This window comes from Polymorphobacter fuscus, assembly GCF_011927825.1.
Lineage (GTDB): Bacteria > Pseudomonadota > Alphaproteobacteria > Sphingomonadales > Sphingomonadaceae > Sandarakinorhabdus > Sandarakinorhabdus fusca.
In genome coordinates this window covers 309535-323890 of sequence record NZ_JAATJI010000002.1, presented here as the reverse complement: position 1 = coordinate 323890, position 14356 = coordinate 309535, and the positions used below count along the sequence as shown (strand labels likewise).

The window sequence follows — 14356 nt, the reverse complement described above, 5'->3', positions numbered from 1 at the left end:
CCGCCCTTCGTTTCTTGTGTCTTGCCTGCATGGTATGATGGTATGATGAGTGACGCAAGCCCACCCGACGCCATGGAAGTCCGTGCACTTTACGGCACGGCGACACCACCACCGGCGATACGCCGCATCGAGAAGGGACGCCTGCGTTTCGATCTGGTCGACGGCAATCTGCGGTCGATCTGCGTGGACGGAACCGAAGTGTTGCGCGCCATCCAGTATCTGCTTCGCGACCGCGACTGGGGGACGGTGCCGCCGCTGATCCGCGACCTGCGCATCGATCCGGACCGGGATGAAATCCGCATCGCCTATTCTGCCGATTGCATCGATCCCGATGGCGGGCGTCTTGCCTATGCGGCCCGGATAATGGTGCGTGATGACAGCATCGACTTCACCGTCGAGGCGCGGGCGATCGACGACCTGCGGATCAATCGGCTGGGCTTCTGCGTCCTCCATCCCGCAGCGCTCGCCGGCCATCCCCTCCGCATCGCGCATGGCGATGGATCGGCGACAACCGCCGTGTTTCCCGCGCTGATCGCCCCCTGGCAGCCGTTCACCGATATCCGGACGCTGGTCCATCAACAGGATGGGCTGACAGTCAGCTGCCGGGTCGAGGGTGACACCTACGAGATGGAGGACCAGCGCAACTGGTCGGACGCATCGTACAAGACCTATGCGCGGCCGCTGGCCCTCCCCTGGCCCTATGCCATCGCTGCAGGAACGACCTGCCGCCACGCCGTGCGGGTCGATGTCACCGGCGCGCAGCGCCGTCCCTTGGCGACCGCCGCACCGATCAGAATCACGATCGGACCGCCGATCGGCACGATGCCGCGCATCGGGCTGGTCATCACGCCGGACACGGCCGATAGCAGCGTCACCAGCCGCGATGCGCTTTGCGACCTGGGCGTGCAGGACCTGTTGCTCAGTTACAATGCGTCTGCGGGGGACGGCGCAGCCGAAATGAAGGGACTGGCCCGCGCTGTCAGCGGCCTGCCGCACCGATTGACGCTCGAATGTGTCATCGCCGCGACCGGCGATCTCGATGCCGAACTGAGCGCTGTCGCCGACCAGGCAAAGCGCGCCGGATTGCAGCTCGACGCGGTCGCGGTCTATCCCGCCCCAGATCTGCAATCGACGCCGCCGGGCAGCCCCTGGCCCGCCTGCCCGCCGCCCGCCGACATTCAGGCGGCGGCACGGCGCGCCTTTCCCGGGCTGCGGATCGGCGGCGGTGCCTTTGGCTATTTTACCGAACTCAATCGCAAGCGGCCGCCGCTCCAAGGGCTCGATTTCGTCAGCCATGCGACCTGCCCCATCGTCCATGCCGCCGACGATCTGAGTGTAATGCAGTCATTGGCCGCGATCGCGCCCATCCTGCGTTCGGCGCGGGCCTTTCTGGGCGAAACCGCCTATCGGCTCGGCCCCGTCACCATTGGGATGCGACAGAACCCCTATGGTGCGCGCACCATGCCCAACCCCGCCCGCGAGCGCGTGCCGATGGCGATGGTCGATCCGCGGCAGGACGGGCAGTTTGCGGCGGCCTGGACCATCGGCTATGCGGCGGCCACCGAAGCGGGCGGCATCGAATTGCTGACCTTCGGCACCCTGACCGGCCCGCTGGGATTGATCGGCAGGCACGGGCGGCGTCCGCTGTTTGCGGCCATCGCGGCGCTCGCCGGTTGCGCCGGCAGGATGCGCTTCGCCTGTGTCTCATCGCATCCCGACACGATCCAGGCGGTGGCGACGGCATCGGCCGTGATCGTGGCAAACCTGACCGCGGAGGCGCGAATGGTCGTTGTCGACGGCAGGCGCGTCGCGCTGGCGCCGTTCGCGGTGGCGACCATGCGCATGGACCGGGACCTCCCCCCAACGCGCTAGGCGGCACCCGCAGTCAAACCGCCGGGCTCAGCCTTTTGCCGCCATCGCCGCTTCCAGCTCGTCAAGCGACTTGCCCTCGTTCCGCGGCGCCCAGATGAACCCGACAAGGCCGCTGACCGCAAGGAATCCGGTCAGGATCCACGCGAGCCGGGTGAAGCCGGTGCTCGACAGGATCGGTACGAAGAACGACCAGAAGCCGAGCGTGATGCGCACAACGGCGAACATGACTCCCTGCGCGGTGCTGCGCAGCAGCGTCGGGAACATCTCCGAGCTCCAGAGCTGGAAGAAGGACTGCGCCCCGAAGCCGCCGCCGAATGCCATCAGGAAGATATGGAGCATGGCGACCGGCAAGGTCATCGGGAAGATCGCGAACAGCGCCATGCCGACGACCTGGATCAACGCCGAAATGCCGAACAACGTCCGCTGATTGACCTTGTCGACCAGCTTCATGAAGACGAAGTAGATCGACGCCATGCCGACAAGGAAGCTCATTGCGGTCAGCAGGACGGCCATCGACTGGCCCTGATTGCCGACGGTGCGCAGGATATAAGGCAGGAAGAAGCCGTTCGTCCCGGCCCACAGGTTCCAGAACAGATACATGCCGATCAGAAAGGCCATGGAGCCGAAATGCTGGCGGGTGAACAGCGTCCGCCACGAAGCGGCGGATGCCACCGGTGCGGCGGCGACGGCCGGCGGTGCCGCCAGCGCCTCTGCCTTGGCGGCCTGGGCATCGAGCCAATGCTGCGATTCGTGCATGCTCGATCGCAGGAAGGTCAGCCCCAGCGCCAGCAGCGCCAGGTGCGCGAAGACGATCCGCGCGCCGAGCAGGCCGAGCGGTTCCAGCACCAAGAACATCAGCAGCACGACGACCGGGCCCAGATACCAGAGCATCTGCGCGACGCCGCTGTGCTTGCCGCGCTGCTTTTCGGGTGCCATTTCGGCAATCATCGACCAGGAGGCGGGGATATCGGCACCGACGGCCAGGCCGACGAGGAAGAAGCCGATGACCACCATCCAGGGGTTGATGGCAAACACCAGCCAGGCCATGCCGAAGGCGTAGAACAGCATGTCATATTGGTAGATCTTCTTGCGGCCGAACAGGTCGCACAGCCTGCCGCCGATAAGCGCGCCGATGCCGGCCGAGATGGCGTTGGGCCCAAGCGCGCCGACCAGCCCGACGAGGCTGTTGCTCATCTTGTAGGCTTCCATCCACAACGCCAGTGCCGCACCGCCGGCGACGATGGAGCCGGCGTCGATATAGTTGGCAAGCCCGGCGAGGATGGTATTCTTCCAATCCTCGCGCGAACTGGTCATTCCGTCGGCGCTCGCTGTCATTGCCCCCCCGAGTCCCGTATCCAGCCGCCGACATTCCCCGGCAAACTGTATATGATATTATTATTTCGAGCTTAGTATGCTAGGCGAGACCCGGCAAGGCCATACGCGCGCGAACCGCATTTCAGCGCGCCCGAGGGGAGGATGTGCAGTGACGGTATCACGACGGACGGTGCTGGCAGGCGGCGTCGCAATCGGTGCATCGGCCGCCATGCCCGCCGCCCTTGCTGCCGCGCCCACCGGTGACTGCGAACGCTGGGGGATCCACGAGATTGCGCTCGACGGCCCTGGTCGCGGAAATCCGTTCGACGATGTGACGCTCGAAGCGGTGTTCGAATCGGGCGGCCGCCAGATCCGCGTTCCCGGTTTCTACGACGGCGATGGCGTGTACCGCATCCGCTTCAGCCCGCCCGACACCGGCGCATGGGTCTGGCGCACGGCGAGCAATGCACCCGCGCTCGACAATCGTTCCGGGCGGTTCGCCTGCATTGCGCCGCGGGCCGGCAACCACGGCCCGGTGCGCGTCAGCAAGGACGGATATCATTTCGTCCACGCCGATGGCACGCCGTTCCGCCAGATCGGCACGACCAGCTATTCCTGGGCGCTGCAGTCCGACGCGAAGTGCGCCGAAACGCTGGCGACACTGAAGGGCGGGCCCTTCAACAAGATGCGGATGCTGGTGTTCCCCAACGTGCCGTCGGTGGCGACCGACCCGTTCGTACGCACCGGCGCCGCGCTCGACGCATGGGACCCGACCCGGTTCGACCCGGCCTATTTCAGGCGCTTCGAAGATCGCATTCGCCGGCTCGGCGCGCTGGGCATCGAGGCCGATGTCATCCTGTTCCACCCCTATGACGAAAAACGGGGCTATTCCGACATGAAGCGCGCCGATGACGCCCGCTACATCCGCTATGTCGCCGCCCGGTTCGGCGCGTTTCGCAATGTCTGGTGGTCGATGGCGAACGAATATGACAATATCAAAACCAAGACGATGGCCGATTGGGACCATCTGTTCGGGGTGCTGGTTGCCGCCGACCCGCACGACCGGCTGCGCTCGATCCATCAGATCAACACCTATTATGATCACCGCAAGCCCTGGATAACCCATGCCAGCGTCCAGAACGGCGCCGCCGTGCTCGACGATCTGCGCGCGGAACTACATCGGGCCATGACGTTGAAGCCGGTGGTATTCGACGAAGTCGTCTACGAGGGCAATTCGACGAAGCGCTGGGGTTCGCTGACCGGCCAGGAGATGGTCCAGCGCTTCTGGCACGGCCTGATCGGCGGCACCTATGTCGGGCACAGTGAAACCTTCGATCCGGACCAGAACGCCGATCGGTCATGGCTCGGCCAGGGCGGCCGGCTGGTCGGCACCAGCGCACCGCGGCTGAAGTTCCTGCGCGAGATCATGGAAGATGGCCCGGCGCCGGGGATCGATGCGATCCAGCCATGGTGGAATTATCACCTCGCCGGCATTCCGAATGCCTATTATCTCAAATATTTCGGGTCCGAATCGCCAACCGAATGGCGGGTTGCGCTGCCGGGACGCGGCCCGGCGGCGGCGCAACGCTATCGAATCGACGTGATCGACACCTGGAACATGACGATCTCCCCGGTCGCCGGCGTATTCGCCATGTCGCAACTTAACGATTATGATGTCCATGATCCGGCGCGGCCGACGGTAGCCCTGCCCGGCCGGCAATGGATGGCGCTGCGACTGCGCAAGGTCTGACGCTCACCGGCATGCGATCAGACGCACCGGCAAGCTGCTGCCGCGGCATGATGCACCACGCCCCGCAGGTGCGTGGCGACGTCAGAAGCGCATGAAGTCGGCGAAACGGCTCGCCCAATCGGGATGCCAGCGGGACAGCGCCGGGCGGTTCTCGATGATGTCCCCGGCGGCCCAGGCGATGCGCCGCGCATCCTGTTCCGGCGTGGTCTCGTTGTCAGGGCAAAGGATGTAGAAATCGCCCGCCGCAAGGCCCTGCATCATCCGCTCGACCACCTGCTCCGAAGTCCAGGCAGCGGCCGGCTTCGCGCCGGCACCCGGACGCGTCATGCCGGTAAAGGTGAAGCCGGGGATCAGCAGGTGCGCCGTCACCCGGTCGCCGGTGCGTTCGCGCAGACTATGGGCCAGGCCTTCGCTCAGCGCCTTCACGCCGGCCTTGCTGACGTTGTAGGCGGTGTTGCCGGGGGGCTGGGTAATGCCCTGTTTCGACCCGGTGTTGACGATCAACCCCGGCAAGCCGTTGTCGACCATGGCGGGAACGAACGCCTGCACGCCGTTGAGGACCCCGAACAAATTGGTTCCGATCGTCGTCTCCCACGCCTCGGGCGCGGCGAACACATCGCCGCCGCCGCCCACCCCGGCATTGTTCATCAATACCGAAACCGGGCCGTGGGTTTCGGCAATTGCCGCCGCCAACGCCGTCATCGCGGTCCGATCGGCGACGTCCACCGCAAAGGCCGTGGCGCCATCGATGGCGGCGGTCGCCGCGGCCAGCGCCTCGCCGGCGCGATCGACGAGGAGCACCCGCATGCCGAGGGCGCCAAGCGCCTCCGCCGTTGCGAACCCGATGCCGCTCGCGGCGCCGGTAATCACGGCCAGATTGCCGGCTCCGATGGCGGAAAAAGAGGCTGGGGTCATGCTCGGGGCTCCTGATCAGCAACCACTGCCGGCGCTGCGGCCGGCCCAGCGAATGGCACCGTCGATCATCTGCTGGTGAAGAGGCTCGGCATAGGTTTCGGCCTTGTGCCCCAGCGCCGAAAAGAACACCCGCCCACGCCCGACACAATGCGTCCAGATCAGCGGATGGACCGCGCCCATGCGCGTCCGTTCCGGAAAGGGTTCGTAGCTGGTCTCGTCGAGCGTGGCGAGGATGCGCGTGGTCGGACCGCTCGGCACGCGGTCGAAGGAATACCATTCCTCGGTGCGTTGCCATTTTTCGGGAAGCCCGGCGGTGGCGGGATTGCTGCGGTCGCGCACGTCGATCACCGCCGGCTGGAACTGCTTTGGACGTCCGGTATGCCCGATGAACTGCGCGCCGATCAGCGTCTCGGGATACCATTTCCAGTCATATGCCGGATCACCGCCGGCGCCATGGAGCAGCACGACGCCGCCGCCGGCCTCGATCCAGGCCTTGAACGCGGCGCGCTGGCTTTCGGTAAAGATGTTGCCACTGGTGCTGTTGAGCACGACCGTCGAGAATCGCGCGAGATCACGCGGGTTCATGATCGCGGCATTTTCGGTTTCGAAAACATCGCGGTGCTGTTTGCCGACAAGGTCGACCAGCACCTTTTTCGCAGCCTCGATCTGATCGGGATCGCGAAAGCTGTTGGTCTTGGACAGCACCAGCACCGCGCCCGGGGCGAGTGCTGGCAGTGCCGGCGGCACCGTGTCCATGACCGGCGTCGGCCAGTTCCGGGGGTCGCGGACCGGCGCCGGGACAGGCGCCTGCAAAGGGGCCTGCGCCGGCAACGGCATCGCGGCCAGCCCGATGGCCACGGCCAGAATGGCACGGTCGATACCGTTCATCGCAAGTTTCTCCACGACTGGGCTGCCGCCGGAAACCGCCCCGGGACCATCCGCCCGTACGTACGGCCGTCATTCGTATGATTATATTGGGCGGGTGACCCCGTCAACGCGCTGCGAAAACAGGGCGTCAGCGGCCGTAATGCGCGACGCCGCCGGCACTGGCCACCACGGCGGATCCCGTGTCGTGGCGTCGGAATGTGCGAAACTGTCGCTATTGCCAGCGACGCTTTCGCGTTAATGATATCGTTCGGGCGCGGCAGCGAAAGGCAGGATCAGGCGTGAGTGCGGAAGCGCAAGAACCGATCGTCCGGCGCAAGCTTTCCGATGAGGTGTTCGATCGGCTGAAGGCGATGATCGTGAGCGGTGAAGTGGCACCTGGCGCGGCGCTGCCCTCGGAACGCGAACTGATGGTCCGCTTCGGCGTCGGCCGCCCCGCCATTCGCGAAGCCATGCAGGCGCTCGCCAACATGGGACTGGTAACGATCAACCATGGGGAGCGCGCGCGGGTCCGCCGGCTGACCGCGGGATCGGCCATGCGTCAGCTCGATCCGATTGCCCAGTTGCTGCTGTCGGTCTCGCCGGAATCGCTCGAACATCTCAAGGACGCCAGGTTGTTTTTCGAACGCGGCATGGTCCGGCGCGCGGCCGAACTCGCGACGCCGGCCGATATTGCCGACCTGCGCGCACTCTGTGCCCGGCAGGGCGAATTGGCCGGCGACTCGACAGCCTTCATGGGCGCCGACATGGACCTTCACACCCGCATCGCGGCGATCTCCGGCAACCCCATCTATGTCACGGTCAGCCAGATGATGCTGGGCTGGCTGCGCGAATATCATGCGCACATGCTGATCTGGCAGGGCCATAGCGAGCGGACGCTCGCCGAACATGCCGAGGTTATCGACCATATCGAGGCACACAACCCCGATGGCGCGGAACAGGCGCTGGTCCGCCACCTGACACGATCGAACCACCTATACGCCCACCGAGAGGGCGCGAAGCCGACAAAGGGCGGGATTTTGCCATTGTCGTGATGACGCCACAGAAAAACGCGCTATCGCCGATGCTTCTTATCCAAGCGACGGTGCTAGCTCGCATAACGCCCAAGCGCGCCTGCGGCCGCCATCGCTAACGTCGATAGCGCAGCGCTGCCGATACCGATGCGGGCCACGTGGCGGCAACAACTCGACAAGGTCGACGCGATACCGGCCCTGACTGGGGTCATGCAGGTGATGTCCCGGCCCGGTCAGTACGCGGCTTCGCCTCTGACGAATAGGGGCGAAACGGATGCGCAGGTGCCGACGCACCCCTCATATCAAAACAAACTGTTTTGCGAGAACGCCATGGCGCTTGCGGCGAGCGTCCGTCAGCCGGATGGTCGAGCCGTAGCTTCACCGCGAAAGCCGGGGCAGTCTGAATACAAAAAATGCCTCGAACGTCGCCGCACTGGTTAGTCGGGCTTCTTGCGAGGGAGGGCAAGAAGGTAGCTAATGATCCGTATTAGATGATTTTTTCGGCTGGAGCTTGCACCGACACGGTCAAATTCCGTCGTGGGCGACATTTCAACGGTGGGCCCTGTGCCGTGCAGTTGATGTAAACGTCTCGGCTGAACGGCATGCGAAGGTAGAATTGATCCGGCCGTTTGAGACAATGGGATCCAATATCAGTGAGTTTGAAGCCTATCGGTTTCGGTGACCATAGCGCCCGCCTGTCTGGCCCTCACTCGCAGATTCGCGGGGCGAGTGTACCCGGTCCACCTCACAAACCGGCACGGCTACACATCCAAGGCTATAGCAACCGAGACGCGACATGGCTATCGACAGACGCCGCCATGCTGAGGCGGCCATCTAATGGAAACGCAATGTCGCAAATGCCCCAGATCCGCGAGGCCGAGGCACCGGAAGCGGCAGCACTGATCGGCTGGATCACTCAGCTGCGCCGACATCGCTGGCTCGGCATCGTCCTCGTTGTGGTCTCGCTTTCGCTTGCGGTCGGCTATCTTCATATCGCGACCTACAAATACTCAGCTGTCCTCGCTTTAACACCGGCCGATCAAAGCGGCCAGAAACCAGTTGGTAACCTTGCAAGCCTCGGTTCGCTTGTTGGCGTCGATTTATCGAGCCAGGCTGGATCGGGATTTGCGATGTACGCCGAAGCCGTGACCTCCTATCCGGTCGCCAAAAGTCTGAGCGAGCGGGCGGCGCTGATGCAGGCCATCTTTAAGGAATCGTGGGATCCTGCGGCGCAGCAATGGCGAGAGCCGCAATCGTTCGTTCGCAGCATCATCAATGGCGTCAAGCGCCTGCTGGGGGTACCGATCAAGGCTTGGGCACCACCCGACGGCCATGACCTGCAAAACTATATCGAAAAAAACGTTCTTGTGGCGGAAGACAAGAAAAAGTCCTTAATCCGGCTCACCTATCTTAATGCGGATCCCAAGGTAGCGGTCGAACTTCTTGCCGGGATCAATTTTGAGGCTGACAACTTCTTGCGGGCACGCTCGTTGGAACGGTCAACGCGCTATGTTGAATATCTCGAACGCCGTCTCGCCGAGATTCAGGTCGTCGAATACCGGCTATCGATGGCGCAGATGTTAGGCAATTACGAAAAAACCCGGATGATGGCGAGTTCAGACGCATCATTCGCCGCCGAAGCGTTTGGTGATATATGGGTATCTCCCAATTTTACGACGCCCAATCCTTGGATCGTGCTTTCCGCGGCTTTCATTGCGGCGGTGGCGCTGTGGATAGGACTCGCACTATTCGTGCTGCCCCTTATCGCGTATCTGCGCCGTCAATCGTCAGCCGGCTGATCAGCCTTCGCCACGCATCCATTGCAGCAGTTCGGCAGAGGGGCGGCGCTGGCGACCGGCGAGAAGACGACGTGACTGCTCGGCGCCGCGCGTCAGTCCAATTCAAAGCTGGCGAGTTTCAGCTACCATCGATGACAATTTAGAGCGTTGGAAACCGTCAGGTGGTCGTGATTGGTCGCACAACCTACGAACATCGAGCCACAACGCTGCGTCACCTGTTGGGCAGATACCCTACGTCGCCGGCCGCAAACTCCACTTTGGTTAACCTTCAGTGGAAATACCGCTTGGCTTCTCAGTCGAGATGAAGGCCATGCCCGCAGACGAGCGCTGTCCGAACCGCAAGTGTGCTGCCATTACCACCAACAGGGCGTTGCCTGAGAAATAGCTTGTGGAACGCAATGCAAGTTCGACAAACAGGCCGATAAACACGGCATCGGCAAACACGAGGGTCGGATTCTGCCGAGTCGGGCGCCGTGCAACTCGGCGTAGCGCCAGCGCCGAGCGAGCGATTACGACCAGCAGTGCCGCAATCAATGCTATTCCAAGCAGCCCAAACTCGCCGACTATCTTTGCGGTAAGGAAGCCGCCGTCACGCAAGTTTGAGTCATTGCCAATCAGCGCGTAAATGACCGTCGAAATCGGCGAGTCGGTACCGAGCAGCCCAAGTTGCTGGAAACCTTGGCCCCATCCTTGAGTGTCACGCAGCGCTTCATCGATCAGTTCCCAACCTTGGAGATAAACCAACGTTGACAGGTTCTGCGAGTCGCCACTGAAGTCCAGCCGATCTAGATAGTAGGTGAGATCAAGTTGCGTCAGCACAACCCCGAGAATGCCGACAATCGCCATTGGCAGCACTAGGCCGCGCATGCAGATCAACGCCACGAGAAGCCAGCCAGTAGCCAGCACCAGGCTTTCGAGAATGATGACAAGCAACAGCCCGAGCCCGAGCAGGAACAAGCGCTGGCGCAGCGGTGCTGTCACGCAGACATAGAGAAAGAACGGCATCAGGATCAGCGCCAGATGCGACGGCTCAGTGAACGGGAAGACTGGCTTGGCATAGTATCCTAGGCCGACGTAGATGCGCGCGACGTCGAGCCCGATTATCGGCAACAGCGACACCAGCACCAGCGCCCAGAAGCCAATTCTGATTGCGGCATCGAACTGCGCCGACGGCACGTTCTGCACAGCAACGGAAAGCGCGCACCCGCCCAAGGCCATTAACAGCAGGGGCGCATAGGAGCCGAGAGCATGCGGGATATCGACCGGGCGCAACAGCCCTGCGATTAACAAATGCAGCGTCAAGACCAGGGAGACAACTAAAAACCAGGAGGTTGTAGTGGCCAGCGGGCGTTGCAAGCCGATCGGGAAGGCCGCGACTGTCACAATTATGAGAAGGGCGGCAAAGGCGGCGCCTAGCGCCAGCGACGAAGTCAACCCGGCATAAAACACCAAAGTCGGCATGAAGATAAGCGCCAACAGCAGTGCTGCGATCGGCAGCCGCGGGGCCGGCGTCGGCGTGGCTATCATGCCGCCGGAGCGAAGTCGCGCTGCAGTACCGCAACAAAAGCATCGATACTGTCGGGGACGCCATGGGCGAGGCTACCCAACGGCGTCGCGGCGTTGAGCATCTTTCGTCGCACCACCGCAGCTTGGTGGACCGCTGATAAGGACAGGAAACGAACCAGGCTGAAATCATGCGCGCGCTGCAATTCGGCACGGCGCGCCAGAACTTCACCGTGCGAGATGAAACCCAATCGGCAGATATATGCCCACATCGCGCCATAGTCGAAGTCTGTGCCGGCATAGACTTCAGGAAACATTTCGGCAGCGAGCAAGATCGCGTCGGGGATCATGTTGGCCGCTGCCGCAACGCCGGTCGGCAGACTGGGATGAAAACGGTAATCGCCATATTCGGCGATGAACCGATCAATATTGACGCGCGCTTTCCTTTCCACAAAGCCCAGGCCGTTCGATTTCGCTGAGCGACCGTTGAAAGTGACTGCGCTGCCGATGTTAATGGCGCGATCAGCAAACGCAGGGATCGCCATAGCCGTGAAAACGTCGGGCTGGGTAGAGTGAAAAACCCGCCCGGTCCGATCGCGAATCCCCGACAGAAACGCACGCGGGATGGCTGCGTGATAGGGTGACGGCAATTCGTAGTATTTCCAACCACCGCGCTGCAGAACATCACGCGCCTTGGCCTTGAGATCAAGCTCGGACGGCGGGATGGTGGGTGCGAGATAGGCAACACTTGCCGGGCGCCCCGATGACGGCCAGTCGTAGATATGCAGTGGCCACATGTGAATGACGGGCTCGGATAAAGCTGCGAGTCGGTCCATCAACCGATCGAGCGCTTGTGGAATGACCGCATCATCATCGCCGATGATGATGACATATGTTCCCGTTGCAGCCGCCAGCGCGAACTCATAATTGCCGCACATCGATTGGCGGCTGCCGGGATTGACATAGCGAACACGGCTGTCGCCCGTGCGCGTCACGACAGCATGGGTGTCATCAGCACTGACGTTGTCACTGACGATGATTTCCAGGCGAGCACTGGTGGTTGCGACCGCCGTTGCCAACGTTGCAGCCAGCGTATGGGCCCGTTCCCGCGTCGGGATGATGAGGCTGAGCAGCGGTGCCATAACAATCAGGCTGACGGCATGCCATGCGCATTGATCTGCGCATAGACATCAAGGAGGTTTTCAAAGCGCGTGGCGATGGCCGCCTCGTCTGAAATCGGATGCTGGCCAATCATCCGCCGCAGTCGGGCGATGACCGTAGCGCGCAGACCAGTCGGCACCAGCCGCAACAGGCTGAAACCAAGCGGCAAGACAATCCCCCAGGTCAGGCGCTCGGCCGTCGTCATCCGCCCCTTAAGCGTGGCAAGCGCGGCCGGAGCGATGCTGCGATCAAAATAGCCATGTTTGTAGCAATACACGATCTGCAAGAAGCGGTAGCGGCGGATGTCGGGCGTCATACCGCGTGCGCCCGAGAAACTGGCTTCGAGTGCCTTCATAGCTAGCAGCCAACTATCATTATACGACGTTCCAGGCAGGCGGATTGCGTCAAGGTCGTCGGCAGCAAGCGCGCCATTATTGTTAAGAAAATCAACACCATCTCCGGAACGGTTATTGAAATGGAAGAAGCCATAGGATTTCGGCGTGATGCCAATGACAACAAATGGCTTGGGATAGATCAGGATGCGGTCGCAGGTGAGGAACAACGCCGGCGTCGCGTAAAAATCCGGATAGGGAGACTGAAAGAATGGCCCGGCGGCCTTCATTGCATTGATGGTACGGCGACTGATCAAAGAAAATTGCATGTTGGACGCAACCGGCATGCGAAAATCGAGATAGCCGCGCGCAATGCCGCGTGCCGTATCCGGATCCAGCCAATAGGGAGCGGCACCCGAGAAGAACCGGTTCTGGTCAGTGCGCAAGAAGCCATCCGGGGCATCCGGCATGACGCCCGGATAAGCAAAGAAAAGTGCGCTGACATAGACGAAGTCGGGATCGAGAAAATTGGCCATCGCTGCCATCAATCCAGAGAAATATCCGGGTAGCAGGCCGTCGTCATCGCCGAGCATAACGACGTAATCCCCGCTGCTCGCACCGAGGGCATGGTTCCAGTTGTCGGTTACCGGAACGAAGCTCGGCGTCCGCAGATATACAATGCGCGGATCGGCAAGCTCGGCGACATAGCCTGCGATGTCATCGACTGAATCATTGTCAGAAATGACGATTTCCCAATCGGCATAGTCCTGTTGCCGCACCGTCTCGACCGCATAGCGAAGATATTCGAGCCGGTTACGCGTGGGCAGGAGAACCGAAAACTTCATGGAATCGCTCGCTTGCGGAAAATCGCCGTATAAGTGCTGCCACGCCAACCGGTGCGCTCGATCGGGATGAGCAGCTTGCCCAATACACGCCCGGCAAAATGTACTGCCGACCCGACTATATTGTCGCCGAAATAATTCTTGAATGTGAACGCCCAGCCCCATCCGTTGAAGCCGTTGGCGCTTACGTTTGATGCGGTGAGTCGAATTGGATCAAGCCCGGCGGCATCTGCCTGAGCCTTGAGCGTTTCCACGGGGATCAGCACGACGTGGCGCGGCGCGTCCAGATGAACCCAGCGGCGTCCAAGCACCTTGAACTGGAATGCCGCCGGATTGGGCGTATCGATGACCAGAATACCCCCCGGCTTGAGCTGGGCGGCGGCAGCGCGCAGCACGTCATGATAATTGGGCAGATGCTCGATCGCTTGCCAAAGCACGATGACATCGAACGGCTCCAGCGTCGGCAGCGCTAATGCAGCATTGTCGCTGTGCACGGCGGTGACCCCGATCACGTCGCGCAAATAGTTGCAGCAGCGCGCATCCATTTCGATACCCGTCACATCGAACCCCGCCGCCTTGGCCAGATACGCGAACAGACCATAGGCCGGACCAATCTCGGCAAGGCGCCCGCCTTTTGAAAAGGTCAGAACCTCGTCGATCTTCCACTGCTGCAGCGCCCGCGCCCGCGCATCATGCGCTGCCAGATCGGCCGGAAGGTCGTAATAATCATCCTGATAATAGGCGCCAAGATCCTTGGGCACAGGATCACAAAAAATAAGCCCGCACGCGGAACAGGTGAAATAGTGGAACACCGCATTCGATACACGGCGGTTATAGTCGCCCGCTGTTTTGAAAGGCGCACCAGACCCATTGCAAGCCGGGCATTGGGGAGCATTCATGCGACAACAGCTTTCCAAAGGACGCAACTGGCCCACCATCGTCGACGTTCCAGGTCGTGGCCGATCGTGTA

At 62.1% G+C, this 14356-nt stretch carries 11 protein-coding genes; 4 read left to right on the top strand and 7 right to left on the bottom strand.

Annotation, left to right across the window (positions count from 1 at the left end):
* Positions 1-45 precede the first annotated feature (45 nt).
* Entirely contained in the window at positions 46-1872 is a 1827-nt protein-coding gene (locus GGQ62_RS14885) for a D-apionate lactonase family protein (RefSeq protein ID WP_152577961.1), read from the top strand.
* A 27-nt stretch (positions 1873-1899) separates the two neighbouring features.
* On the opposite strand, the gene GGQ62_RS14880 is transcribed toward GGQ62_RS14885, so the two are convergent.
* Positions 1900-3186, bottom strand: coding sequence for an MFS transporter (locus GGQ62_RS14880; RefSeq protein ID WP_194163378.1), 1287 nt, complete (start codon positions 3184-3186; stop codon positions 1900-1902).
* Positions 3187-3355: 169 nt separating this feature from the next.
* Here GGQ62_RS14880 and GGQ62_RS14875 point away from each other — a divergent pair, with 169 nt between their 5' ends.
* The gene (locus GGQ62_RS14875) at positions 3356-4936 is read left to right on the top strand and encodes a DUF5060 domain-containing protein (RefSeq protein ID WP_152577963.1); all 1581 of its coding nucleotides are present in this window, start codon (positions 3356-3358) and stop codon (positions 4934-4936) included.
* An 81-nt stretch (positions 4937-5017) separates the two neighbouring features.
* Here GGQ62_RS14875 and GGQ62_RS14870 read toward each other — a convergent pair whose 3' ends face one another.
* Together GGQ62_RS14870 and GGQ62_RS14865 are read right to left on the bottom strand one after the other, a co-directional pair.
* Positions 5018-5851 (bottom strand): SDR family NAD(P)-dependent oxidoreductase, encoded by an 834-nt coding sequence (locus GGQ62_RS14870; RefSeq protein ID WP_152577964.1) that lies wholly within the window; start codon positions 5849-5851, stop codon positions 5018-5020.
* 15 nt (positions 5852-5866) lie between these two features.
* Positions 5867-6739, bottom strand: a complete 873-nt coding sequence (locus tag GGQ62_RS14865; protein ID WP_152577965.1) for a ThuA domain-containing protein — start codon at positions 6737-6739, stop codon at positions 5867-5869.
* A gap of 278 nt (positions 6740-7017) precedes the next feature.
* On the opposite strand from GGQ62_RS14865, the gene GGQ62_RS14860 reads away from it, so the two are divergent.
* Together GGQ62_RS14860 and GGQ62_RS14855 are read left to right on the top strand one after the other, a co-directional pair.
* Positions 7018-7770, top strand: coding sequence for a transcriptional regulator NanR (locus GGQ62_RS14860; protein WP_152577966.1), 753 nt, complete (start codon positions 7018-7020; stop codon positions 7768-7770).
* 827 nt (positions 7771-8597) lie between these two features.
* The gene (locus tag GGQ62_RS14855; RefSeq protein WP_167649695.1) at positions 8598-9548 is read left to right on the top strand and encodes a GumC domain-containing protein; all 951 of its coding nucleotides are present in this window, start codon (positions 8598-8600) and stop codon (positions 9546-9548) included.
* 261 nt (positions 9549-9809) lie between these two features.
* Here GGQ62_RS14855 and GGQ62_RS14850 read toward each other — a convergent pair whose 3' ends face one another.
* The 4 genes from GGQ62_RS14850 to GGQ62_RS14835 are packed head-to-tail and all read right to left on the bottom strand — an operon-like array spanning position 9810 to position 14324.
* Complete coding sequence (locus GGQ62_RS14850; protein ID WP_152577968.1) at positions 9810-11075, bottom strand: hypothetical protein; 1266 nt, start codon at positions 11073-11075, stop codon at positions 9810-9812.
* Positions 11072-12193 carry a glycosyltransferase family 2 protein gene (locus GGQ62_RS14845; protein WP_152577969.1) on the bottom strand — a complete coding sequence of 374 codons (1122 nt, stop codon included), beginning with the start codon at positions 12191-12193 and terminating at the stop codon, positions 11072-11074. The genes GGQ62_RS14850 and GGQ62_RS14845 overlap by 4 nt, the downstream gene beginning before the upstream one ends.
* 5 nt (positions 12194-12198) lie before the next feature.
* Entirely contained in the window at positions 12199-13389 is a 1191-nt protein-coding gene (locus GGQ62_RS14840; RefSeq protein ID WP_167649694.1) for a glycosyltransferase family 2 protein, read from the bottom strand.
* The gene (locus GGQ62_RS14835; RefSeq protein WP_152577971.1) at positions 13386-14324 is read right to left on the bottom strand and encodes a class I SAM-dependent methyltransferase; all 939 of its coding nucleotides are present in this window, start codon (positions 14322-14324) and stop codon (positions 13386-13388) included. The genes GGQ62_RS14840 and GGQ62_RS14835 overlap by 4 nt, the downstream gene beginning before the upstream one ends.
* Positions 14325-14356 lie beyond the last annotated feature (32 nt).